Here is a 22,215-nt window from a genome sequence, read left to right on the forward strand (position 1 = left end):
TTGATGCGAAGTCTTTAGCTACACCACCGTATACTTTTGCAAGTACGTTAGTGATTGCTGCTGTTAGAGTTGTTTTACCGTGGTCAACGTGGCCGATTGTACCAACGTTTACGTGCGGTTTTACGCGTTCAAACTTTTCTTTTGCCATGACGGAACCTATCAGTTTTGTGTATCTAGATTACATATGAAAATAATCCACCGAGGGTAGATTAATTTAATTTTTTCAAATTTCAAATAGTTTTTTCTGACAGATAAAGGAAGAAATTAAGATGAGTTCTCGATACTGGTGCTGATAGGCAGATTTGAACTGCCGACCTCACCCTTACCAAGGGTGCGCTCTACCAACTGAGCTATATCAGCAACACCAGAAGTCTGGAGCGGGCAGCGGGAATCGAACCCGCATCATCAGCTTGGAAGGCTGAGGTAATAGCCATTATACGATGCCCGCATAGGAACCTGTTCTTAAACTACCTCTAACCGTCAAGAATAAAGTGGTGGAGGGAGCTGGATTCGAACCAGCGAAGGCTGAGCCGTCAGATTTACAGTCTGATCCCTTTGGCCGCTCGGGAACCCCTCCACGAAAATTCTTTACTAAGTCACTTCCGGTAAAAGGAAAGTGGTGCCGACTATCCGAGTTGAACGGATGACCTACTGATTACAAGTCAGTTGCTCTACCAACTGAGCTAAGTCGGCACTGCTTTAGTACGGGGCGAGATTCTAAGGTAAGGTTTATTGTGATGCAACCATAAAATTAAAAAAAATGTGAATTTATGTGTTAAACGCTCACTATTCAGGCAAATTGCCGTATTTTTACTGCTTTATAGCTAATTCACGCCAATAATTCAGTCCTTTAAATACGAGCAAGCTGTCAAACTTAGCATCTAAATATGTATCTGCTAACAATTTGCCATAACCACCAGCAAATAATAACTGACAACCCTGTTGGTTAAGATGTTGTTTTGCTTGCTCGATTGCACCTAGGGTAGCAACCATCGCACCATTCTTGAGGCCATTTGGCGTATTACGGCCTAAATCAGTCGCAAATGGGGTTTGTCCATCATCAAACACGCGTTGGGTATTCTGGGTAAGTGAAGATGTCATCAAATCAAGGCCTGGTAAAATCCAACCACCTAGATGTGCACCTTCACTATTGAGTACATCAATTGTTGTTGCAGTGCCGGCATCGATAATAATGCAATTTTGCTCGGGGAACTCGACATACGCGGCAATGACAGCCAGCCAACGATCAATTCCTAGATTTTGATACTGCTGATAGGCACAGCTTAACGTGTTTAGCTTTGCACTCACCTGTGCTTCAAAATAAGGAACGGCGTGTTGCTGCGCCTGTGCTAATAACGGTTTAAGTAGCTCAGTGCTACCCACGCAGGCATAGACCAGCTCTGTTATTTGTGACCAAGGTAAATTGCTGAGTTCACAGGTTTGGTAATCCTTACCATCAAACAAAACGGCTTTAATTGCGGTATTGCCAACATCCACTAATAATTTCATAGCTCAGCCTTACGTAGTGAAATTTCACCACCATAATAACTTTTCACTTCGCCGTCTTGGCGAATACGCACGCCACCTTGGTTATCAATTCCTTCGCAAATACCACGCCAGCTACGATGACCCGTATTGAGCTCAACACACTCACCAGCAAATGCATTTAATTGATTCCATTGTAGATACATATCGTTTAAACCCGATTGCTGATACTGGGCTAAGCGTTTTTCTAAATAAAAGCACAAATAGGCCACCAGCTTGTTTTTATCTAATCCCTGTACATGCTGGCTTAAATCAGTCCATGCTTGATCTATGTGTTGGCTAACACTTTCTGGCATATGTAAATTGATACCTATACCTATTACAAGCTGGCAAGGCCCCTGCGGCTGACCATCAAGCTCAACTAATACACCCGCTAATTTTTCACGGTTTAAGTAGATATCGTTTGGCCACTTAAGCTCTACATCCAATTGATATAAGGCTTTAAGCGTATCGTAAACAGCAAGCCCAACAGCAATAGATACCCCCATAGCAGCTTGCAAACCATCATCCAAACGCCAAAAGTAACTAAAGTATAAGTTTGCACCAAACGGAGATTGCCAAACGCGCCCACGGCGCCCTCTTCCCGCTTGCTGCATTTCTGCAACTAATACGCTTCCAGATGGCAGTGATACTTCTGTTTGCAAACGGCGCATTAACTCACTGTTGGTTGAGTCAATAATAGGCTGCACTTCAACATTAGCGGTGCTGCCACCTAACTCATTATAATGCAGACCGATCTTATCTTTGTTCAGTAAGCCTGCACTATTATTTAGGCAATACCCTTTACCCGTAACCTTAAATATATCGAGCCCCATCTCCTGCAAAGAATGAATATGTTTACCCACTGCTGCACGGCTAATACCGAGCTGCTCGCCCAATTGCTGACCAGAAATAAAACCACCGGTATTTAAAGCTTGTAAAATAGCGAGCTTATTTCCATCTGGCGCTTTCATGATGAAGCTCCCAATTCAATGTGGCATTCATGTTCAGCATTGATCAGGCGTACTTCATGCTGTAAAGCAATCTGATATTTATGCCAAATCTGTTGTTGTACATGCTTTACCATGGCAATTAAGTCATCACCTGTACTATTACCGTGGTTTACTAGCACTAACGCTTGCTGCTGATGCACTTCAATACCTGCGACCTTAAAGCCTTTTAACCCAGCTTGCTCAATCAACCACCCCGCCGCAACTTTATAATGCTCAGCATCCACAAAGTAATGAGGTAGCTCTGGGTAGCTTTTTAAAAGTAACGCAAGTTGCTCATTCCTGATCACTGGGTTTTTGAAAAAACTGCCTGCATTTGCAAGTTCACTGGGGTTTGGTAGTTTGCTGTTTCTGGTTGTGATGATTTGCTCAAATACCTGCTGTGGAGAGGGTTCTGAAAGCAGTTGCAATGGTCCATAACTAAGCACTGGCTGCCATTTCTTAGGTAACAGCAACCCTACTTGGGTGATCACCGCTTGATTTTTCAGTGCATGCTTGAAGATAGAGTCACGATAGCCAAATTGGCATTCGCCTTTAGTTAAGCGCTTTATGGTTTTGGTGGCAATATCAAAGTATTCGACATAACTCACAAACTTTTCAAGTTCTACACCGTAAGCACCTATATTTTGCACTGGTGCAGCACCAACAGTCCCAGGTATTAAAGCAAGGTTTTCAAGCCCAGGCATGTCATTAGCAATAGTCATAGCAACTAATTGGTGCCAGTTTTCTCCGGCTGCAATGTGTAATAAAAAGCCATCGTTTTGCTGCTCTATGTCGATGCCCTTCGTATTCATGTGGATCACAGAACCTTGGTAGTCAGATAAAAACACCGTATTACTGCCTTCACCTAAAATACAAAACGGCGCAGAAAAGTCTGTGCTTAAAAGCTGATTCACTTCATCAATTTGATAAAAATGCTGGCATTGGCTTGGCAAAGAAAAGGTATGAAAAGATTGCAGGGACTGAGCCACAAAACGCCTCAAAGGTTACCGGTAACTAATCGCATTAGTGTAACCTATCGTCGCAAAATACGCATTAGATTGTAAAAATCACTCAACCCACTGCACTAATCATGTTATAAAACGGGCTCTTTTTCATTTCCGTTCCAGGGTTATTATGAAGTTTAAACCATTACTTTTAAGTCTTGCTATGGCCGGTGCTTGCTCTCAAGCAACTGCAGATGCAATCAGCCAGCACACTTACGCAAACTTAGATGACGTAACAACCACTCACCTACTACTAGATTTAGATGTTGATTTTGATGACAAACAACTAGAAGGTTTTGTTGAGCACACGCTAGATTGGCACAACGCAACAAGCAAAACACTGGTACTTGATACACGCGATTTAGATATTGACAAAGTAATGTATCAAGATCAAAAAGGCAGCTGGCACAAAGCTGACTTCACCCTTGCTGCACGTGATGACGTAAAGGGCTCAAAATTAACAATTAAATTTAAAAGCCAAGCGGTTAAAGCACGTATTTATTACAACAGCCGCCCAGAAGCTTCAGGTTTACAGTGGTTAACGCCAGAGCAAACAGCCAGTAAATCACACCCATTTATGTACAGCCAATCACAAGCAATTCATGCTCGTAGTTGGATCCCAGTACAAGATACGCCAGCAATGCGCGTAACCTACTCGGCACGTATTCACACTCCTAAAGACATTCGTGCGGTAATGAGTGCTGATAACAAAGATGCACTTTATAAGGACGGCGATTATCTATTTAATATGCCACAACCAATTTCGCCATACTTAATCGCAATTGGTGCAGGTAATTTAGAATTTAAAGCTATGTCTAAGCAAACGGGTATCTTTGCTGAGCCAACAATTTTAGATGCATCAGTTGCTGAGTTTAACGACACTCAAGCGATGATCGATAAAACTAACGCGATGTACGGCGAATACGCATGGGGTCGTTATGACTTATTAATGCTACCGCCAAGCTTCCCATTTGGTGGCATGGAAAACCCACGTTTATCATTCATTACACCAACGGTTGTTGCTGGCGATAAAAGCTTAGTAAACCTAATTGCTCACGAACTTGCTCACTCTTGGTCTGGTAACTTAGTAACCAATGCGACATGGGAAGATTTATGGCTAAACGAAGGTTTCACGTCTTACGTTGAAAACCGCATTATGGAAGAAGTGTTTGGTCGTGACCGTGCAGTTATGGAACAAGCGCTTGATGCAGCGGGCTTACGCGCATTACTTAAAACTCTGCCAGCACCAGATACACGCCTTAACTTAAAGCTTAATGGCCGCGATCCTGATGATGCATTTAGCTCAGTGCCTTACACTAAAGGTCAGCTTTTCTTAATCTATCTAGAAAACAAATTTGGCCGTGATAAGTTTGACCCATTCGTAAAGGGTTACTTTGACCAATTTGCGTTTAAGTCTCTTACAACAGCGCAATTTGTTACTTACTTAAAAGCTAACTTGATCGAAAAATATCCAGGCGTTGTGAGCATGGATAAAGTTAATGAGTGGATCTTTGAGCCTGGTTTACCAAGCGATGCCCCTAACCCAACGTCTGATGCTTTCGATAAAGTTGATGCTGTAACCAAAACATGGTTAAACGGCGAAATTAGTGCAGCCCAGTTACCAACAGCGGATTGGTCAGTTCACGAGTGGCTACACTTTTTGAATAACCTACCTCGCGATTTAAGCATTGAAAAAATGACTGAGCTTGATAATCAATTCAACCTTACACAGTCAACTAATGCTGAGCGTGCTTTCGCATGGTTTATGCTAGCGGTAGGTAATGGTTATCAACCAATTTACCCAGCGCTTGATGAACATCTATCAGGCATCGGTCGTCGTAAATTAATTGTGCCACTCTATAAAGCACTTATTAAAAACGGTAAAAAAGACTGGGCGCATGATGTGTACTTAAAAGCACGTCCGGGTTACCACCCACTTGCACAAGGTACTGTTGACGACTTATTTGCAAAGTAAGTCATCAAACACAAAAAAGGCGCTGCAATCAGCGCCTTTTTTAATTATTTTATTAGTTACTTACTTTTTGTAAGAACGCACGGCGCTCTTCTGGGCTTGCTTGTTGCCACCAAAACTCAAGCATCGCAGCCGCACTTGGCATATTTTTCAAACCCGCTTGTCCGCCGGGTACTTTTGCAGGCAATGTGACAGGGACAGCAGTCGCAGGCTTGTTGCTTGTACTTGTAGCAGCAACTGGGGCACTGGCTACAGCTTGTGCAGGCGCGCTAGATGCACGATAGCTAACTATCGATAGTGGCACAGCAAGTTCACTGCCCTTGGCTTTTAAGCTTACTTGCGGTGATTCAGCAAACACTTCTGCCGCAACAGCATTACTGGCACGATTAAACACTAGGTCATAGTTTTTGCCGCTCTCTACTGTGAGCTCAACCCAGAATGGCTCTGACTCAACAACTTGGTGGTCATCATAACCTTGCTCGTAAAGATCGGTATATTTCATCTTCACTTGGTAAGTACCAGGAGCAAGTTCAACATCGTCAACACGACTGAAAAACGACTGCTCAATAAGTCGCTCTCCGACTTGTAAAGGTACAAACTCTTCTGGAAAGTGAATAGTCTCAGCGACACTACTTAAACTATTTAATAGCATTAACGCACTACTCAGTAATACTAACTTACGCATGTTCACTCCTTGGTTGTTCAATTTACGGCAGTTTCAGTTTGACACTGCAAATAAAGTTTGTCATTAGTGGGCGGTCATTTAACCACATTTATAAGAGAGCTAAGTATGAGCCAAGAGACTATTTTTACAAAGATTATTAACCGAGAGATCCCTGCTGATATTGTATATGAAGACGAGTTGTCTTTAGCTTTTAAAGATATTAACCCACAAGCCCCTTTTCATGTGCTGATCATCCCAAAAACACCAATAGCGACGATTAATGATGTTACAGAAGAAAATGCATCTTTAGTCGGTCATTTATATGTGGTTGCTGCCAAACTTGCCAAACAGTTTGGCTTTAGTGAAGACGGTTTTCGCGTCGTAATGAACTGTAATGACCATGGCGGACAAACTGTGTACCATATACACCTACATATGCTGGCAGGTAAAACAATGGGCTGGCCTCCGTATCAAGACAAGAAAAAAACCAATCTCTAATATTTTAGTATGTAAAAATATGTAAAAGGTAGAACAAAGATACTGTTTTTGTCTATAATAGTGACAGATCAGCTAGTTAATGTATTGCAATTAGTTAACTAGCTGTATTTTTTGACACAAAATAGACACAAACTGTACTTTTCCTGCACAAGTCTCAGAAATTTCTAATACGAAAGGGGTGGATTGCGTGATAGGATGCAATTGTCAACTTTTTTCAAGAGTGAATAAATATGAGTAGTTCAGCCTTTTTATTATTAGATCCAGAACCGATTAACACGATTGGTGTAAATGTATTAGAACCATTGTTAAAAACACAAGGACTTACTGTGACAACTGGTACTGATATTTCTGAAGTACCTGAAGGCACACGATTGCTATTCATTGAAACGTCAAGTACAGATCCGTGGGGAAAACTAAAGGAGCAATTAGTTAATCTACGAATTAAATGCGATATTGTTTTATTTAATCTAGATGAAAACCCAGAACTAGCTAATCGCGCTCTTCTAAGTGGCATAAGAGGTGTATTTTACACCACGGATAACGCCGATGTGCTAATGAAAGGCATTCGTTTGTTACTTGAAGACCAACTCTGGTACCGTCGTGATATTATGTGTAATGCACTTAACCGTATGTTGCAGTTTAACAAAGACGCACTACATAAATTAACAGACGGTGATATCGAACCAGTTAAGCTTACCAAACGTGAAAAAGCTATTATTTCATTAATGAGTAAAGGTTCGAAAAACAAAGAAATAGCTGAAGATTTAAGTATTAGTCCGCATACAGTGAAAACTCACTTATACAGTGCATTTAGAAAAACTAAGTGTCGTAATCGTATTGAGTTACTATCTTGGGCTCAGCAAAACATTCCTGACGAAATTCGTTAAACGAAATACCCTACTTGTTAAAACAGACGCTACTGCGTCTGTTTTTGTTTCTGGTTGCTAATCACTGTAATTGACTTTATGCTCAAACTGATTGCCAAACACTGGAAATACAATGCTCGACTCAGCTACTTTATATTACGCCAGCGCTGCCATGATGGCAGTAATGACCCTTCTTAATTACCTTACTTGGCGAACCAACAATAAGACTCCGGGCACCTTACTCTATATTTTTTATCCACTTGTGATGTTTGCATCAGTAATGAGTTTTGCACTACATGGCCATATTAATAACCTTGCCAGTGTTGCCATTGCAAATACTCTACTGTTTAGTGCCTCAATCATCCATGTACTCGCAATTTGTCAGTTTTTGAATGCCAAATGCGTTGGCTTTAAAACCTTTGTTTCGATCACAGTCGCTTTAGCTATCACTATGATTTACCTTGCTACTGACAGCGCAGAGTTACGCAGCCGAATATTGGTTTCTGACCTTCAACATATTGTTGAATCATTGTTTTTACTGGCTTTGTTTATTCGTAATGGCCGTAAAAGTTACCCTAATGGCAGTATTGTTTATATTTTAATTCTCAGCATTATCCTAGCGGTGTTTACTGGCCGTACTTTAATGATGGGAGATATTACAACCGCCAACCTATTATCTGCAGACTGGTTTAGTTTCACTTTATTTATTAATGGCGTAATAGCTCCAATGTTCTATGCTACAGGCATGGCACTACTATGTAATGAAAGGCGTGAGCAAAACCTTAATCAACTCACCGAAAAAGCCCATAAAGATTTAGAAATAAGAGGTTTGTTCTTATCAACTATTAGTCATGAAATTCGCACACCGTTAAACGGTATTTTAGGTAGTGCACAGTTGATCATGAACCAATCGAGTGACCCCCGTGATAAACCTTATTGCGAAGCAATTATTAACTCCGCTGAATCATTAAATTTATTAGTAGATAAAGTTCTCGACTACGCCAGCTTAGATCAACGAGATGAAGCACTTTATGAAGAGGATGTTGAGTTTAAAACTTGGCTAAATAATCTTTGCCTACTTCTCAGCCCCCTAGCAGAACAAAAACACTTAAAGTTTGAGTTGATATATGATTTGCCAGAACAGGCATGTTATTACTGCGACCAACAAAAACTCAGGCAAGTTATTATAAACTTAGTAGGTAACGCAATTAAGTTTACTGACCAAGGAGCCGTAAAGATTCATGTGAAGCCTCTTAATGAAGGCCAACTAGACCACCTAGTTAGAGTAAGTGTGATTGACTCTGGCCCTGGTATTGAAGATGAAGAAATAGCCTACCTCACTGAACCATACGTGCAAAGTAGTGCAGGTAAAGAGAAAGGAGGCACAGGCCTTGGCTTAGCAATTACCAGCCGGCTACTCGAAAAGTTAGGCAGTAAACTCAACATAGAAAGTGAGCTTAAAAAAGGCAGTACTTTCAGCTTTGATATTTCACTTGCTATTGGTGAGCTTAGCCTAGTTGAACAGCGTCACCAATCAAAGGATTATGTTACTGGCCTAGACGTGTTATTAGTTGAAGATCTCGATTTAAATCAGAAAATTGCCATCGAATTTATGGCTGATGATGAGCATAAGATAAAACTTGCAAAAGATGGCAATAGCGCGATTGAACTGATGCAGAAACATCACTTTGATGTGGTATTACTCGATATGAATTTGCCTGATTTAACAGGGCAAGAAGTCTTAAAAAAGCTAAAAAATATCGACCATTTAAATCAACGCACGCCAGTATTAGCATTTACCGCTAGCCTCAGTCCAGATGAAATAAAAGAGTATTTATCACTAGGTATAAAAGATATTGTAGGCAAACCAATAAAGCAGCAGAAATTACGTCAAGCTCTGAGCGATTCACAAACAAACCAATCTGCGAGTATCGCGGTGGAATTACGAGATACACTTTACGATGAAACGGCAGCTGCTACATTGATAAGCTCATTCAGCGAGGATGAGGTATCATCGATTTACAATGAGTTTGTTTTATCTGCTAGAAATAAACTCATTCGTTGTCAACAACTTGTAGATGATGATAAAGAGCAGTGCATCAAACTGATTCACCGTCAAGCAAGCACAGCATTGCAGCTAGGATTTAATCGATACGGTACAGAGCTGAAGCGCATCGAACGTAAGTTACTTGATAACAAGCCCTTAAAAGAACTATTAACCGAAGCCCTAATACTTTGGCAAGAAAGTCTACAAGCTTACCTTAAGCATGCTAGGCGTGAGTTATCATAGCGGTAAGCGAGCATTGTAGGCGTGATTTTATATCGCGCAATATTCAAAAGATAACGCGCGAAATAAATTTCACGCCTACATCAAAACATGGAACGACTTTAGCCGTGAAATGTTTTTCGGCGCTAAAGTAGCGCCTTGGCTAAAGCCTACAAATAACACAATTCGGCTTCAAACTGATTGTGATATGATTACTTAAGACTTACTTTTTCAGGCATAAAAAAACACGCTTTCGCGTGCCTACTTATCAAACTCAATTAATTTTAATCTTCAATTTCAGTTGGTTGCGGGAGCTGTGAATTTTGAGAGCGAACCGACGACCTTCGGCTCTGAACCTGAATTTCAGGCATAAAAAACACGCTTTCGCGTGCCTACTTATCAAACTCATTTAATTTTAATCTTCAATTTTAGTTGGTTGCGGGAGCTGTGAGTTTTGAGGGCGAACCGACGACCTTCGGGTTATGAATCTGAATTTCAGGCATAAAAAACACGCTTTCGCGTGCCTACTTATCAAACTCATTTAATTTTAATCTTCAATTTCAGTTGGTTGCGGGAGCTGTGAATTTTGAGAGCGAACCGACGACCTTCGGCTCTGAACCTGAATTTCAGGCATAAAAAAACACGCTTTCGCGTGCCTACTTATCAAACTCATTTAATTTTAATCTTCAATTTCAGTTGGTTGCGGGAGCCGGATTTGAACCGACGACCTTCGGGTTATGAGCCCGACGAGCTACCAGGCTGCTCCATCCCGCGCCTGAAATTATAGATTTATTTAAAGTTGCTTTACATGACAACTTGGCTTTCAATTCAGAGAATTGGTTGCGGGAGCCGGATTTGAACCGACGACCTTCGGGTTATGAGCCCGACGAGCTACCAGGCTGCTCCATCCCGCGCCTGAATATTAAGTTTATTTTACTTCTCACTTAATTTAAGAAGTCAGCCAATTCAAAGAATTGGTTGCGGGAGCCGGATTTGAACCGACGACCTTCGGGTTATGAGCCCGACGAGCTACCAGGCTGCTCCATCCCGCGCCTGTATGTTTAGAGTCCCAGAAGCCGGATTTAAACCGACGACCTTCGACTTCAGGTATTAGCGAGTCCGACGAATGATTTATCATTCTGCTCCATCCCGCGCCTGTAATCTCTTAGTAACATGAGCATGTTAACGACGCCCTGTTTCAGAGAGAGCGCTATCATATAGCAATAAGATTAGAAATCAAGGGTTATAGTGACAAATTTAACTCAAGCGAACAAAAAGCACACAAAACAAAGTTAAAATGCACGCTGATGAGGACTAATCATTTTTTGCCACTCCCAATCGGGGTGACCCATCACGATAAAATCAGGGTTTTCTGTGCTTTCTCGTTGATTGTAAGTTAACGGATTGAATTCAGCATCGGTAATGCAGCCACCGGCCTCTTCGACAATCACTTGTGACGCACCAGTATCCCACTCACCAGTTGGTCCGATACGTAAAAAGCAATCAGCTTTACCCTCTGCAATAATACAGGCTTTTAATGAGCATGAGCCTAATGCTACTGTCGCAAACTGAGTGTTTAAATACTGACTGACCGCTTCAATTTTTTGTCTGCGGCTTACTGCTAAGGTTAAATTATCGGGTGTTGCTACTGAAATTTGTTGATCTTGGCCATTTTCACGTTTAAATGCGCCATTTTGATAACTTGCAAAATAAGTCACTTGTTTCGCTGGCCAATGAATAACACCCAGCACTGGGCGATTATTTTCAACTAAAGCGATATTGACTGCAAAATCACCGCTTTCAAGTATAAACTCCCCGGTACCATCCATAGGATCAAGCAACCAATAACGGTGCCAATCTTTTCTATCTGCCAGCGCTGGGATCGGTGTTTCTTCTGACATAATTGGAATATCGGGGGCTATGCTCTTCAAACCCGCCATTAATACATCATTTGATGCTAAGTCAGCCTTGGTGACCGGAGTATGATCTGACTTTTGCTCAGCACCAATATCATCCTGCTGATAAATGGCCATAATGGCATCGCCTGCTTGCTCAGCTAACCGAATACACGGTTCTAAAAAATCATTCATTGCCCGCTCCCGACTCTAAGTACTTTGTTAATAATAGCAAAGCTGCGACACTTCGTGCTTCAGTAAAGTCTTCTTGTTGCAATAATGATTGCCAATCAGTTATTGGCCATTTTACAACGACAAGCGGTTCTGGCTCATCACCAGGTAAGGTTTCAGGATAGAGATCTTCAGCATACAAAATATGCATCGTGGCATTAAAGTAACTTGGCGCCATGCTGACTTTTTTTAGTTCAGCGAAATGCTTAGCACCAAAACCAACTTCTTCTTTAAGCTCCCGGTCTGCAGCTTGCTGTGGTGTTTCACCAGGATCAATTAAGCCCTTTGGAAAACCCAACTGATAATCATTGGTGCCTGCACAATACTCTCGCACTAATAACAGTTCGTTATCGGCCGTTACCGGCACTATCATCACTGCACCTCTGCCACCGCCACGAATTCTTTCGTATTGCCTTTGTTCATCATTTGAAAACTTCAATTCGAGAGACTCAACAGTAAATAGTCGACTTTTAGCGACAACTTCATTAGACAAAATTTGCGGTGGTGTAGGATGCTTTTTCTGTGTCATTGGCATTAATTTGCTATCATGGCAGTTATGCTCATCATAAATCTTTTAAAGTGAATTGCCTATGTTAAATTGGTCAAAAATCGATACTGTGTTGTTAGATATGGATGGCACCCTACTCGATTTGCATTTTGATAATTACTTTTGGCTAACCGTTATTCCCGAGCAATATGCGCGTAAACATAAAATCAGTTTAGACGCAGCAAAAGCTGACATTTTACATCGTTATCAACAAGTTCACGGACAAATTAATTGGTACTGTTTAGATTATTGGCAGCAGCAACTTGATTTACCAATTATGGCACTGAAACGTGACATTCAACATTTAATCAGAATTCGTGAAGATGTTCCGCCGTTCTTAACTGAGCTTAGAAAAGCAGGCAAGCAATTGATCATGCTTACTAACGCGCACCCAGATTGTGCCATGTTAAAGTTTGAACATACTGCTATCGATAATTACTTAGATGGGGTGATCTCAACTCACCAATATGGCGTGAGTAAAGAGCATCAACCATTATGGCAACAAGTACATCAAGAATGGCAGTTTGATAAGGAACGGACTTTATTTGTGGATGACAGCCCCGCCGTGCTAGATGCGGCAAAAGAGTTTGGTATTGGTCATATACTTGCGGTTGCCAACCCTGATAGTCAGCAACCGCATAAGCAGTTCGATGGCTTTTTATCGACCATCGATTTTCGCGAGTTTATACCCGTTAAATAATTACTTCGGGTAACGCTGCTCTAAGCCTTGGTATACAAGTTTTGCAAAATCTGCATGCTCTGTATCTAGGCTTTTTATCACTTCAACTAAGTGCTCGTTATCTTCTTGGCCATTCCACACTTTGATATAACTACCATCTTTGTAGCCATGATCTTGGCGGAAGAAGTTCAAGGTGTTTTTACCAACGTAGCCACGGTATAAGTCATCGATATCCATACCGATTTGCGCCATGCAGCCTGCAAATGCAGCGGCATTAAAACTCTTTTCAGCAACAGCTGACCCAGCTAATACTTCGAGTGTTTGTTTAAAATCATCGGCTTGAACTGGTGCATTTAACTCAGCTTCAAGTTGTGCAGCTAACTGCTCATAGCTGGTTTCACCATCAATACGTAAAGATAAACCAAAATGGAAAATATCAACTAACTCTAAAATAACTTGTTCTGTATCTGGGGTTTGTTTTTTCCACCACTTCCAGCCGTAGTGATCCAGCATTTCAGCACACTCAACCCAAATTGCACGATACCATTCAAAACCTTGGCTAAACCATTGCTCATGAACTTTAGTATTCATCGCATTTTGCATCTCGAGCATAACAACGAGTTTTTGTAAATTAGCAGACATTCTTTATCCCAACTTGCATTTTCAATTATGTATATACTACAGATAATTTTGTCATTGATGAAATAAAAACACATATGATCAGGTCTGCTTTGCAGTTGATAAAAATAACCGAGGAAGCCTATGTTTAAATCTCTACTCATTAGTGCACTATTTGTACTATCAAGCCAAGTTATTGCTGCGACTGCAACCAATATTGCCGAATCAGCAGAGCAAGTTAGCCCATTATTACCCGGCTTAGCAGTGCCAAATATTGAGTTAAAAGATCAATACGGTAAAACTGTCTCACTCGCTGAGCGTTTTAAAGAAAAAACGACTGTGCTCATTGTTTATCGTGGTGGCTGGTGCCCATATTGTTCAAAGCAATTGGCCAATGTCCAAAAAATTGAGAAAGAGCTAGCGGATTTAGGAGCACAGATAATTGCCGTTTCGCCAGATAGTCCTGAAAAGCTCGCTGAATCAAAAATTACTTCACCAAACTATCAATTATTGTCTGACGACAGCCTTTTGTTGGCACAAAAGTTAGGTTTAGCGTTTTACTTAGATGACAAAACAGCAAAGATTTACCGCAACAAACTTGGGGTTAACTTTGTCTCGTTAGAGGGCGAAGTGAAAGTAGCGTTACCCGTACCTGCAGTGTTTGTGATAGACACTAATGGGTTAGTTAATTTTCAATACGCCAACCCAAATTACAAAGTACGCTTAACAGAAGATTTATTACTTGCAGCTGTAAAATCAGTGAACGAGCAATAAATTAGCAACCGATAAGCAGAATATGCATCTGCTTATCGGCCTTGTGTAAATTCTTGCCAAGATTCAATTAAATCAACAAAGTCTTCAAAACCACAGCCACTGCACAGGCCTTCTTCTTCAAGCATTAAATCATCATCTTGGTAGGCAACTAAGTCTTCGTTGTCTTGATGTAACGCATGTGCTTCGAACAGCGCTTCGTCTTTACTTAAGATCAAATCAATTTCTTGACCTTGTAAGGTTAAAGGCTCATGACTGCTCTTAACCGCGGAGATCAATGCTTGTACCATCGCGATTTTTTCTTTACCGATTTCTTCGTTTAGCCAACGGCCTATGACGGCATGTTCAGAGGAGATTTTAATGCGTAAACCGCTAATAGGATCGCGGATAAATTGATATTCCATGGAGGGTACTCTTAATACGTTATCTGCTAATTATATCGTTTGCAGCTAAACGTGGCGAGTTTTGTAGTCTTAAATCAGCACGAGCGCCAACGGGGCGCTCGTGTTTATGCTATTTAAAATAGCTATAGTCGCGATTTGAAGCGCGCAGCATCAATAATCGCCCATAGGTATACGATTGGCAGTAGAATAAAGCCAACTGCAACGTAAATTAGTGCCCCACTGATAACCCATGCTAAAAAGAATGCAATAGCCGCCATTAAACGGCCTTGTACCAATTGCCCTAAACCAGGAAAAAAGATATTACATATTGCTGCGATTACATTACCGCCAGAACCTTGCTCTGCCATACTAACCTCTGTAGTTTTTAATGATTATACTTTTAGTAAACACACTTTATGCCAACTTATTATGGCTTACAAATCAAAGTGTTAAAAAGTAGCGTTATTTTGATTTTAGTTTTTTTTGCTAAAAATCGGTCAAATTCACAATTTTTATACTTCAATTTTAATGACTTGCCAAAATAGCTGTTTATAAAAACAGTATTTTATTTAGCCTTGCATAAACACCTGTTATACTCCACCCATTATAGATTGAAAAGGCGTAACGATGGACGTTTCTGAATTACTCGATGGCTTAAATGACAAACAACGGGATGCAGTCGCAGCCCCATTGCAAAATATGCTAGTACTTGCAGGTGCAGGTTCTGGTAAAACTCGAGTACTTGTTCATCGCATCGCATGGCTCATGCAAGTTGAGCAAGCTTCTGCATACAGTATCTTTGCGGTAACCTTCACAAATAAAGCCGCGAAAGAAATGCGCACTCGTGTAGAAGAAACGTTAAAAGCACCGGTTGGTGGTATGTGGATTGGTACTTTCCACGGCTTATCTCATCGTATTCTGCGCGCCCATCACCGTGAAGCGAACTTGCCTGAAAGCTTTCAAATTTTAGATTCTGACGATCAACAACGTATGATCAAACGCTTACTTAAAGCGATGAACATCGATGATAAAAAGTGGCCTGCAAAACAATTTGGTTGGTATATCAGCGCGAAAAAAGATGAAGGTCTGCGCCCTAAAGACATTCAAGCCTACGATATTAATGAGCAAATGATGCTGAAAGTCTATGCTGCATATCAAGAGGCTTGTGACCGCGCAGGTTTAGTCGACTTTGCAGAAATACTGCTGCGCTGCTACGAAGTACTTAAGAACCACCCAACACTTTTACGTCACTATCAACAGCGTTTTGCCCATATGCTGGTAGACGAGTTCCAGGATACCAATACGATTCAGTACGCTTGGTTAAAATTACTCGCAGGTAACACCAACAGTATTATGATCGTAGGTGATGATGACCAAAGTATCTATGGCTGGCGTGGCGCAAAAATTGAGAATATCAAACGCTTTTTAACTGACTTCGAAGCCGAAACCATTCGCCTTGAACAAAATTACCGTTCAACGGCAACAATTTTGAAAGCATCAAACGCGCTGATCAAAAACAATGCTGAACGCATGGGCAAAAGCCTGTGGACAGACGGCAATGATGGTGAGCCGATTTCAGTTTACGCTGCGTTTAATGAATTAGACGAAGCGCGCTTTGTTAGCAGCAAACTACGTAGCTGGCTAAATGCAGGTAATGCATTACAAGACGCCGCGATTTTATACCGTAACAATGCGCAATCTCGTGTACTCGAAGAAGCAATGCTACAAGAAGGTTTAAAATACCGTATTTACGGCGGTATGCGCTTCTTCGAGCGCCAAGAGATCAAAGATGCACTTTCGTATTTACGTTTAGTTGGTAACCGTCAAGATGATGCGGCTTTCGAGCGCGTTATTAACACCCCTGCTCGCGGCATTGGTGATAAAACACTAAGTCACATTCGTGATTGCGCGCGCAATGAGTCATTGCCACTTTGGTATGCCGCTAAAGCTATTATCGAGCAGCAGCACTTATCTGGCCGTGCAGCAAGTGCCGTGACAAAATTCTTAGAACTTGTTGAGCATATCGAAGATAAAATCAGCGATCTCACCCTAGAAGAGCAAGCGAAATACACCATTCAAAGCTCGGGGTTAATGGCAATGTATCAAGCTGAAAAAGGTGAAAAAGGCCGTGCCCGCGTAGAAAACTTAGAAGAGCTTATTAGTGCTTGTGGTCAATACGAACTTCCTGAAGATGAAGAGTTCAGCTCACCACTGCAAGGCTTTTTGGCATATACCTCTCTAGAATCTGGCGAAGGTCAAGCTGATGAGCACGAAGACGCGGTGCAAATGATGACACTGCACTCAGCAAAAGGCCTAGAATTCCCGCTGGTATTTATGGTGGGTGTTGAAGAGGGCATGTTCCCATCACAACAAAGTAATGAAGAGTCTGGTCGTTTAGAAGAAGAACGTCGCTTATGTTATGTTGGCATGACTCGCGCGATGGAAAAACTATATATTAGCCACGCAGAAAGCCGCCGTTTATACGGACAAGAAAAATACCACAGCCCATCACGCTTTTTACGCGAAATGCCTGAAGACTGTATCGAAGAAATTCGTATTAAAACACAGGTTTCAAGGCCACCTGCGGCAGGTCGTTTTAGTCCATCAGTAACACATGCCGCATTTGAAGATAGCGGCTTTAACTTAGGACAGCGCGTATTACACGCTAAGTTCGGTGCAGGAACCGTACTCAATTACGAAGGCAGCGGCGCACAGTCACGTATTCAAGTGAACTTTGATGATCTAGGCAGTAAATGGCTTGTAACACAGTATGCAAGACTTCAAGCCTTATAATGAGTATATAACAGCGCTATGTAATGAGCTGGTGATTGCAAAGCATCGCCAGCTTGTCATTGTGCAAGGCAGCGAAACTTGGTGCTATCAGTTTGCAAACCAATTAGCGCTAAAAAATACCTATGTTTTCAGTAGCAGCTCATTATTAGCAAATAGTGAGTTCCCAAAACATGCTCACCAGATTCTTGGTCAAGAGTTTCAACACGCAATTTTTGATGGTTTTAGCGGTTTATATGCCGATAAACTAGCCGCGCTTGCCGGTACCGTAAAAGCTGGTGGTGTACTTATATTACTGCTGCCCGATGATAATAACTGGCAAGACCCAGCACTCACAAGTATTACCTCTTATGGCGAAGCAATTAAACACAGCTTTTTTAATCAGCGCTTTTTCGCCAAGCTAAAATTGCAGCCACATTATTTTACTAAGCACTCGCCTCCTGCTTACCAATCTATTTCGCCAGCAACTGCTGAGATAAATTATCAGCAACAACAAGCATGTGTTGAGCAAATTATTAAAACCGCAACAGGGCGCGCTAATCGTCCTTTTGTGATCAGTGCAGACCGAGGTCGTGGTAAGTCAGCCGCTTTAGGGCTTGCAGCAGCAAGTCTTCAAGATAAAAGAATCCTAATTTGCGCCACCCAAGCTAAAGCCGTACAAACAAGCTTTAAACATTTAGCCGCTGAGCTTGGTGTTAGCAAAGAGCAAAACTGTAAGCAACTAGCTAACCTTAGTTACATTGCGCCAGATACACTGCTAAACGAAAAACCTGATTGCGATCTGTTATATGTCGACGAAGCAGCGGCGATTCCGGTTCCTATGCTATTAGAGATACTAAAAAGTTATCCACGAATCGTATTTGCTAGCACTATGGTTGGTTACGAAGGGAATGGGCGTGGTTACACGTTACGTTTTTTACATTACTTACGTAGCCAATTTAAATCGCTAAAGGCAATTACTTTGGATGAACCTGTTCGTTTCGCCAAGTATGACCCCCTCGAACATAGCCTACGTGAACTACTATTACTTGATGCAAAATACCTAGAAACGCAGAGTAAAGAGTCATATCAATTCGAAAGCATAAGCAAAGAGCAACTCATTGATGATGAGCAGTTGCTTAGCCAAATTATGGCGCTATTGGCGTTGGCTCATTATCAAACCACGGTAAACGACTTACGCCAATTGCTTGATGCCCCAGAGCTACAGCTATCTATCTGCAAACAAGAAAATGCATTAAAAGCCGTTTGCTTAATTGCTATTGAGGGTGGCTTAACGCCTGAGATTGCAGAGCAGGTTACAAGAGGAAAGCGTCGGCCACATGGTCATTTAATGGCGCAAACTCTGACTCAATTAAGCCGAAAAACAGAAGATTTGTGTAAACACTCAGCGAGAGTCGTGAGAATAGCTGTTGCACCTGAATGTCATCAGCAAGGTATAGGCTCAGCCCTGTTAAACCACTGCGAAAGCCAATTAAGCAATTGTAGTTATTTTGGTGCTAGCTTTGGCGCAAATGCGACATTAATTAAGTTTTGGCAAAGTAATGGCTTCAACGTTGTTAAGCTTGGATTTAGTCATGACAAAGCAACGGCAGAACATGCTGCCTTAGTGGTTAAAGCATTAGATAAGCAAACGACAGATAGCGCAGCACTGTTAATAGAAGAGTTTAAGCAAGATTTCTCTTTGCAACTCCTTGATCACTTTAACTCACTTCCTTGGCAGCTTATTGCAGAGCTATTCAAAGGCTTACCAAAAAGTGATCTATCTTCTGCCTTAGATGCAAGAGCTGAGCGGCTGTTAACTGGTGATATTAACCTCTTCCAAGTACAGCCATTGCTATGGCAAATACTTTGGAGCACACCAATTAGTCTAAATTTATTAGATGAACATACAAAGTTCATCCTTATTCGACTAGTATTACAGCAAACCTCTGTAAATAGCTTAATCGAAGAAGCCGGTTTTACAGGTAAAAAAGACTTAGAGTCACAGTTCAAAACCGCAGTGCAAGGTTGGTATGCTCACTATAAATCACTTCAAAATCACAGCCATTAAGTGTTTATGTATTTGTACCTTGCTACTACCTCAGATAGCTTTAGCTGAACACGCACAGCCTACCATTAAACTCGGCATGTCCACTGCGCTCACTGGACCCGCAAAGCAAATAGGCGAACAACTGGCGCTTGGCAGTAATATTTACTTTAATAAAATCAACAAAGAAAACGGTATTAATGGGCAAAGTATCGATCTGATTTTAGCTGATGATGGTTATGAGCCAAAAAATACCGTAGTGAATACTCGCGAGTTTTTATTTGATCAAAAGATCCATGCAATTTTTGGCTCTATGGGCACACCAACAGCCCATGCAATTAAACCTATTCTGGATAGGCACCGCATTCCATTTCTAATGCCATTTACAGGCGCTGATTTTTTACATAATAGCTCAATGCCAAATGTCTTTAATCTTCGTGCGAGCTACCAAGATGAAGCCATAGAGCAAATTAATTATTTCGTGAAAGAGCGTAAGCATGAAAAAATTGGCTTGATGATCCAAGCCGATGAGTTTGGCTATATGGTAGAAAACAACCTTGTTAATGCATTAAAAATACATGGTATTAAACCTGTAGAAGTCGCTCGGTTTAAGCGCAATAGTGATGATATTTCAAAAGCTTTAGAGCTTCTAAAAGAAAGTAAAGCAACCGCAATTTGTTTAGTCGGCACCTACGAGCCTCTCGCTGAATTCATTAATGCAGCAAACAAACAAAGCTTCAACCCAGACTATACTTCGGTGTCTTTCGTTTCGAGCCATGATTTATATCAGCGAGTTAAACAGCCCGCCAGCATTATGGTCACTGAAGTGGTACCCGACCCTAATAACTGTAAAAACCCTTGGTGTAAGCAGTTTATTGAAGATATCGAGCCTTATCACACGAGTGCGAATAGAATTATATTTGAAGGTTATTTGAATGCCGTTGCATTGGTTAGCGCTGCCCAAAGATGCCCAACGCCACTAAACAATCAATGTCTGCTAACCGAGCTAACTCACCTCTTCACTGACACATCTGAATTCGCTGATTTATTTAATAGTCACAGTGCTGGAAATAATAAAAAAATCTACCGCTCCTATTTCAAAAAGTAATTTTGTAAATCCATCACTAAAAACATAATAATGTTCTATGCTATAAAGACTTAACAAGGCTTTGAGGGAAATATGGATCTGATTAATTTCCGAGTTGGGCACAAGACCATTTCATTAAAAATTCTTGATATTCTTCTAACCGAACGTTATGAGGGTAATTTAACCTCATTGCCCAATGAAAATAAGAGCTTTATCGGGGTCAAAGATTATATGGACACGCCGACCCCCATATTTGATTTGGGGGTAGTTTTAAATAACAGGTCAACATACGAAGTAAATACCGCGCTTTCAGAATTATTAGTTGAAAGAGAAAAAGAGCACTTAGAATGGCTCAATGTATTAGAAAACAACCTATCTACTGGAACATCCTTCACAAATTCGCTAGATCCAAGTAAGTCCTCATTTAGTCGCTGGTACAAAGATTTCGAGACTGATAATGAAGATCTTAAGAGCATTGTTGCCAAACTTGAAAAGCCCTACCATGCACTACATGTTATGGCTAGCGAACTTTTAGAAGTACGGAAAACACAGTCAAAAGATTCTGTAATTATTTTATTTGAAGAAAAAAAACGACAAACTCTTAATCAGCTAAACCGGTTGTTTGAATCGGCCCGAGAGCAGATAAGCCTTGATTACAAGCCAATCATCATTTTTACAACTAAAGACGGTGTAACACCTCATATAGGGCTTCTGGTCGATAAAGTCGAAGACAATATTAATGTTAAGAAAGAAGATATCAAGCCTTTAGAGCAGCTTACCTCTGTTGGTTTTGATGTTGACCCACAAACTAAAAACATGATGCGCGGGCTAATTAAAATGAAGCATAAACACAGCTTACTATTAGACCCAAGCGCCATCTTCCGCCCAGAACACCTCATGCGCCACGAAGCAGAAGAAACCGAAGAGTATGGGCTTTTTTAGCCGCTAGTTAGCAAGTTTGAAAGGGTAAAGTTAGTGAGGGGAAAGTTGAAAGGCCTGGCGTAGGTTGGGTAGAGCGGAGCGAAACCCAACACATCACAGAGCTATCAGCTTTCAGCCGTCAGCGATCAGCCGCGCGGTGTGGGTGTTTGGTCCTGCGTCATCCTCTGGTTCTAGGCAAAGTCTACTTGTAGGAATGGCTTTAGCCATGAATATGTTTGTTATGGTCTGAAATCGGCACTGAAGTGTCTCCTACGGGGTTATTGCTGAGGGAGGCTCTGTACTAAACAACCCAACAGTTCGACTTTACTCTTGCTAATACCATTCCGCTTAAATATCTGATCTAATATAGGCTATATAAAATCACCGGTTAATAACATTGAATCCAAACATATCTGAACAGCTTTTAGCGCTTTCTCGTAAAGAACCAAACGCACGAAAACGCATGCGATTGCTCGCAGTG

At 41.3% G+C, this 22,215-nt stretch carries 20 protein-coding genes and 7 tRNA genes; 10 read left to right on the plus strand and 17 right to left on the minus strand.

Going from position 1 to position 22,215, the window contains the following annotated elements:
* The 8 genes from IRQ78_RS20090 to murB form a co-directional block, all read right to left on the minus strand.
* The coding region (locus tag IRQ78_RS20090) for a GTP-binding protein (RefSeq protein WP_228482695.1) at positions 1 to 148 on the minus strand (148 nt) is incomplete at its 3' end.
* Positions 149 to 284: 136 nt separating this feature from the next.
* Positions 285 to 360: transfer RNA gene (locus IRQ78_RS20095), tRNA-Thr, on the minus strand.
* Positions 361 to 373: 13 nt separating this feature from the next.
* Positions 374 to 448: transfer RNA gene (locus IRQ78_RS20100), tRNA-Gly, on the minus strand.
* Between the two features lie 44 nt (positions 449 to 492).
* Positions 493 to 577, minus strand: a tRNA-Tyr gene (locus IRQ78_RS20105).
* Between the two features lie 40 nt (positions 578 to 617).
* Positions 618 to 693, minus strand: a tRNA-Thr gene (locus IRQ78_RS20110).
* Between the two features lie 117 nt (positions 694 to 810).
* On the minus strand, positions 811 to 1,509 hold the full coding sequence (locus IRQ78_RS20115; RefSeq protein WP_054554864.1) for a type III pantothenate kinase: 699 nt from the start codon (positions 1,507 to 1,509) through the stop codon (positions 811 to 813).
* On the minus strand, positions 1,506 to 2,498 hold the full coding sequence (gene birA, locus IRQ78_RS20120; protein ID WP_054554865.1) for a bifunctional biotin--[acetyl-CoA-carboxylase] ligase/biotin operon repressor BirA: 993 nt from the start codon (positions 2,496 to 2,498) through the stop codon (positions 1,506 to 1,508). The genes IRQ78_RS20115 and birA overlap by 4 nt, the downstream gene beginning before the upstream one ends.
* The gene (murB, locus tag IRQ78_RS20125; RefSeq protein WP_054554866.1) at positions 2,495 to 3,505 is read right to left on the minus strand and encodes a UDP-N-acetylmuramate dehydrogenase; all 1,011 of its coding nucleotides are present in this window, start codon (positions 3,503 to 3,505) and stop codon (positions 2,495 to 2,497) included. The genes birA and murB overlap by 4 nt, the downstream gene beginning before the upstream one ends.
* A gap of 145 nt (positions 3,506 to 3,650) precedes the next feature.
* On the opposite strand from murB, the gene IRQ78_RS20130 reads away from it, so the two are divergent.
* Positions 3,651 to 5,495 carry a M1 family metallopeptidase gene (locus IRQ78_RS20130; RefSeq protein ID WP_054554867.1) on the plus strand — a complete coding sequence of 615 codons (1,845 nt, stop codon included), beginning with the start codon at positions 3,651 to 3,653 and terminating at the stop codon, positions 5,493 to 5,495.
* 52 nt (positions 5,496 to 5,547) lie between these two features.
* On the opposite strand, the gene IRQ78_RS20135 is transcribed toward IRQ78_RS20130, so the two are convergent.
* Positions 5,548 to 6,177, minus strand: a complete 630-nt coding sequence (locus IRQ78_RS20135) for a DUF2057 domain-containing protein (RefSeq protein ID WP_194442965.1) — start codon at positions 6,175 to 6,177, stop codon at positions 5,548 to 5,550.
* Between the two features lie 105 nt (positions 6,178 to 6,282).
* Between IRQ78_RS20135 and IRQ78_RS20140 the strand changes: the two genes are divergently transcribed.
* The 3 genes from IRQ78_RS20140 (at position 6,283) to IRQ78_RS20150 (ending at position 9,810) form a co-directional block, all read left to right on the plus strand.
* Positions 6,283 to 6,654, plus strand: a complete 372-nt coding sequence (locus tag IRQ78_RS20140) for a histidine triad nucleotide-binding protein (protein WP_054554869.1) — start codon at positions 6,283 to 6,285, stop codon at positions 6,652 to 6,654.
* Positions 6,655 to 6,884: 230 nt separating this feature from the next.
* Positions 6,885 to 7,541 carry a helix-turn-helix transcriptional regulator gene (locus IRQ78_RS20145; RefSeq protein ID WP_054554870.1) on the plus strand — a complete coding sequence of 219 codons (657 nt, stop codon included), beginning with the start codon at positions 6,885 to 6,887 and terminating at the stop codon, positions 7,539 to 7,541.
* 112 nt (positions 7,542 to 7,653) lie between these two features.
* Positions 7,654 to 9,810 (plus strand): ATP-binding protein, encoded by a 2,157-nt coding sequence (locus tag IRQ78_RS20150; protein ID WP_194442966.1) that lies wholly within the window; start codon positions 7,654 to 7,656, stop codon positions 9,808 to 9,810.
* A gap of 673 nt (positions 9,811 to 10,483) precedes the next feature.
* Here the strand turns inward: IRQ78_RS20150 and IRQ78_RS20155 are convergent.
* From IRQ78_RS20155 to nudE, 5 genes are all read right to left on the minus strand, one after another.
* Positions 10,484 to 10,560 (minus strand) — tRNA-Met (locus IRQ78_RS20155).
* 63 nt (positions 10,561 to 10,623) lie between these two features.
* Positions 10,624 to 10,700, minus strand: a tRNA-Met gene (locus IRQ78_RS20160).
* A gap of 61 nt (positions 10,701 to 10,761) precedes the next feature.
* Positions 10,762 to 10,838, minus strand: a tRNA-Met gene (locus IRQ78_RS20165).
* A 240-nt stretch (positions 10,839 to 11,078) separates the two neighbouring features.
* A complete protein-coding gene (cysQ, locus tag IRQ78_RS20170; protein WP_054554872.1) occupies positions 11,079 to 11,876 on the minus strand; it encodes a 3'(2'),5'-bisphosphate nucleotidase CysQ in 798 nt (265 codons plus the stop codon).
* Positions 11,869 to 12,441 carry an ADP compounds hydrolase NudE gene (gene nudE / locus IRQ78_RS20175; RefSeq protein WP_171037179.1) on the minus strand — a complete coding sequence of 191 codons (573 nt, stop codon included), beginning with the start codon at positions 12,439 to 12,441 and terminating at the stop codon, positions 11,869 to 11,871. The genes cysQ and nudE overlap by 8 nt, the downstream gene beginning before the upstream one ends.
* Before the next feature lie 61 nt (positions 12,442 to 12,502).
* Here nudE and yrfG point away from each other — a divergent pair, with 61 nt between their 5' ends.
* Complete coding sequence (gene yrfG / locus IRQ78_RS20180; protein ID WP_054554874.1) at positions 12,503 to 13,159, plus strand: GMP/IMP nucleotidase; 657 nt, start codon at positions 12,503 to 12,505, stop codon at positions 13,157 to 13,159.
* Here yrfG and IRQ78_RS20185 read toward each other — a convergent pair whose 3' ends face one another.
* Positions 13,160 to 13,780, minus strand: coding sequence for a dUTP diphosphatase (locus tag IRQ78_RS20185; RefSeq protein ID WP_194442967.1), 621 nt, complete (start codon positions 13,778 to 13,780; stop codon positions 13,160 to 13,162). It lies immediately after the preceding gene.
* Positions 13,781 to 13,900: 120 nt separating this feature from the next.
* Here IRQ78_RS20185 and IRQ78_RS20190 point away from each other — a divergent pair, with 120 nt between their 5' ends.
* Complete coding sequence (locus tag IRQ78_RS20190; protein ID WP_187491167.1) at positions 13,901 to 14,530, plus strand: peroxiredoxin-like family protein; 630 nt, start codon at positions 13,901 to 13,903, stop codon at positions 14,528 to 14,530.
* Between the two features lie 32 nt (positions 14,531 to 14,562).
* Here IRQ78_RS20190 and IRQ78_RS20195 read toward each other — a convergent pair whose 3' ends face one another.
* Together IRQ78_RS20195 and IRQ78_RS20200 are read right to left on the minus strand one after the other, a co-directional pair.
* Positions 14,563 to 14,931 carry a YacL family protein gene (locus tag IRQ78_RS20195; RefSeq protein ID WP_138602657.1) on the minus strand — a complete coding sequence of 123 codons (369 nt, stop codon included), beginning with the start codon at positions 14,929 to 14,931 and terminating at the stop codon, positions 14,563 to 14,565.
* A 122-nt stretch (positions 14,932 to 15,053) separates the two neighbouring features.
* Positions 15,054 to 15,278, minus strand: a complete 225-nt coding sequence (locus IRQ78_RS20200) for a hypothetical protein (protein ID WP_054554878.1) — start codon at positions 15,276 to 15,278, stop codon at positions 15,054 to 15,056.
* A gap of 259 nt (positions 15,279 to 15,537) precedes the next feature.
* On the opposite strand from IRQ78_RS20200, the gene uvrD reads away from it, so the two are divergent.
* The 4 genes from uvrD (at position 15,538) to IRQ78_RS20220 (ending at position 21,755) form a co-directional block, all read left to right on the plus strand.
* Positions 15,538 to 17,703: a DNA helicase II gene (gene uvrD, locus IRQ78_RS20205; protein ID WP_138602659.1), complete on the plus strand. Its 2,166-nt coding sequence runs from the start codon at positions 15,538 to 15,540 to the stop codon at positions 17,701 to 17,703.
* On the plus strand, positions 17,681 to 19,750 hold the full coding sequence (locus IRQ78_RS20210) for a GNAT family N-acetyltransferase (RefSeq protein ID WP_194442968.1): 2,070 nt from the start codon (positions 17,681 to 17,683) through the stop codon (positions 19,748 to 19,750). The genes uvrD and IRQ78_RS20210 overlap by 23 nt, the downstream gene beginning before the upstream one ends.
* Positions 19,713 to 20,834 (plus strand): ABC transporter substrate-binding protein, encoded by a 1,122-nt coding sequence (locus IRQ78_RS20215; RefSeq protein ID WP_194442969.1) that lies wholly within the window; start codon positions 19,713 to 19,715, stop codon positions 20,832 to 20,834. The genes IRQ78_RS20210 and IRQ78_RS20215 overlap by 38 nt, the downstream gene beginning before the upstream one ends.
* Positions 20,835 to 20,906: 72 nt before the next feature.
* Positions 20,907 to 21,755, plus strand: coding sequence for a CZB domain-containing protein (locus IRQ78_RS20220; protein WP_194442970.1), 849 nt, complete (start codon positions 20,907 to 20,909; stop codon positions 21,753 to 21,755).
* Positions 21,756 to 22,215: the final 460 nt, after the last annotated feature.

The organism is Pseudoalteromonas simplex (assembly GCF_015278155.1).
GTDB lineage: Bacteria > Pseudomonadota > Gammaproteobacteria > Enterobacterales > Alteromonadaceae > Pseudoalteromonas > Pseudoalteromonas simplex.

Bases quoted from the DNA above. Each gene is read 5' to 3' on its own strand.
- IRQ78_RS20185 (WP_194442967.1), bottom strand. From the start codon at position 13,780: ATGTCTGCTAATTTACAAAAACTCGTTGTTATGCTCGAGATGCAAAAT.
- cysQ (WP_054554872.1), bottom strand. From the start codon at position 11,876: ATGAATGATTTTTTAGAACCGTGTATTCGGTTAGCTGAGCAAGCAGGC.
- IRQ78_RS20215 (WP_194442969.1), top strand. From the start codon at position 19,713: ATGCTCACTATAAATCACTTCAAAATCACAGCCATTAAGTGTTTATGT.
- IRQ78_RS20130 (WP_054554867.1), top strand. From the start codon at position 3,651: ATGAAGTTTAAACCATTACTTTTAAGTCTTGCTATGGCCGGTGCTTGC.
- yrfG (WP_054554874.1), top strand. From the start codon at position 12,503: ATGTTAAATTGGTCAAAAATCGATACTGTGTTGTTAGATATGGATGGC.
- IRQ78_RS20200 (WP_054554878.1), bottom strand. From the start codon at position 15,278: ATGGCAGAGCAAGGTTCTGGCGGTAATGTAATCGCAGCAATATGTAAT.
- uvrD (WP_138602659.1), top strand. From the start codon at position 15,538: ATGGACGTTTCTGAATTACTCGATGGCTTAAATGACAAACAACGGGAT.
- IRQ78_RS20115 (WP_054554864.1), bottom strand. From the start codon at position 1,509: ATGAAATTATTAGTGGATGTTGGCAATACCGCAATTAAAGCCGTTTTG.
- IRQ78_RS20140 (WP_054554869.1), top strand. From the start codon at position 6,283: ATGAGCCAAGAGACTATTTTTACAAAGATTATTAACCGAGAGATCCCT.
- IRQ78_RS20145 (WP_054554870.1), top strand. From the start codon at position 6,885: ATGAGTAGTTCAGCCTTTTTATTATTAGATCCAGAACCGATTAACACG.
- IRQ78_RS20150 (WP_194442966.1), top strand. From the start codon at position 7,654: ATGCTCGACTCAGCTACTTTATATTACGCCAGCGCTGCCATGATGGCA.
- IRQ78_RS20190 (WP_187491167.1), top strand. From the start codon at position 13,901: ATGTTTAAATCTCTACTCATTAGTGCACTATTTGTACTATCAAGCCAA.
- IRQ78_RS20135 (WP_194442965.1), bottom strand. From the start codon at position 6,177: ATGCGTAAGTTAGTATTACTGAGTAGTGCGTTAATGCTATTAAATAGT.
- IRQ78_RS20210 (WP_194442968.1), top strand. From the start codon at position 17,681: ATGCAAGACTTCAAGCCTTATAATGAGTATATAACAGCGCTATGTAAT.
- birA (WP_054554865.1), bottom strand. From the start codon at position 2,498: ATGAAAGCGCCAGATGGAAATAAGCTCGCTATTTTACAAGCTTTAAAT.
- IRQ78_RS20220 (WP_194442970.1), top strand. From the start codon at position 20,907: ATGGATCTGATTAATTTCCGAGTTGGGCACAAGACCATTTCATTAAAA.
- IRQ78_RS20195 (WP_138602657.1), bottom strand. From the start codon at position 14,931: ATGGAATATCAATTTATCCGCGATCCTATTAGCGGTTTACGCATTAAA.
- nudE (WP_171037179.1), bottom strand. From the start codon at position 12,441: ATGACACAGAAAAAGCATCCTACACCACCGCAAATTTTGTCTAATGAA.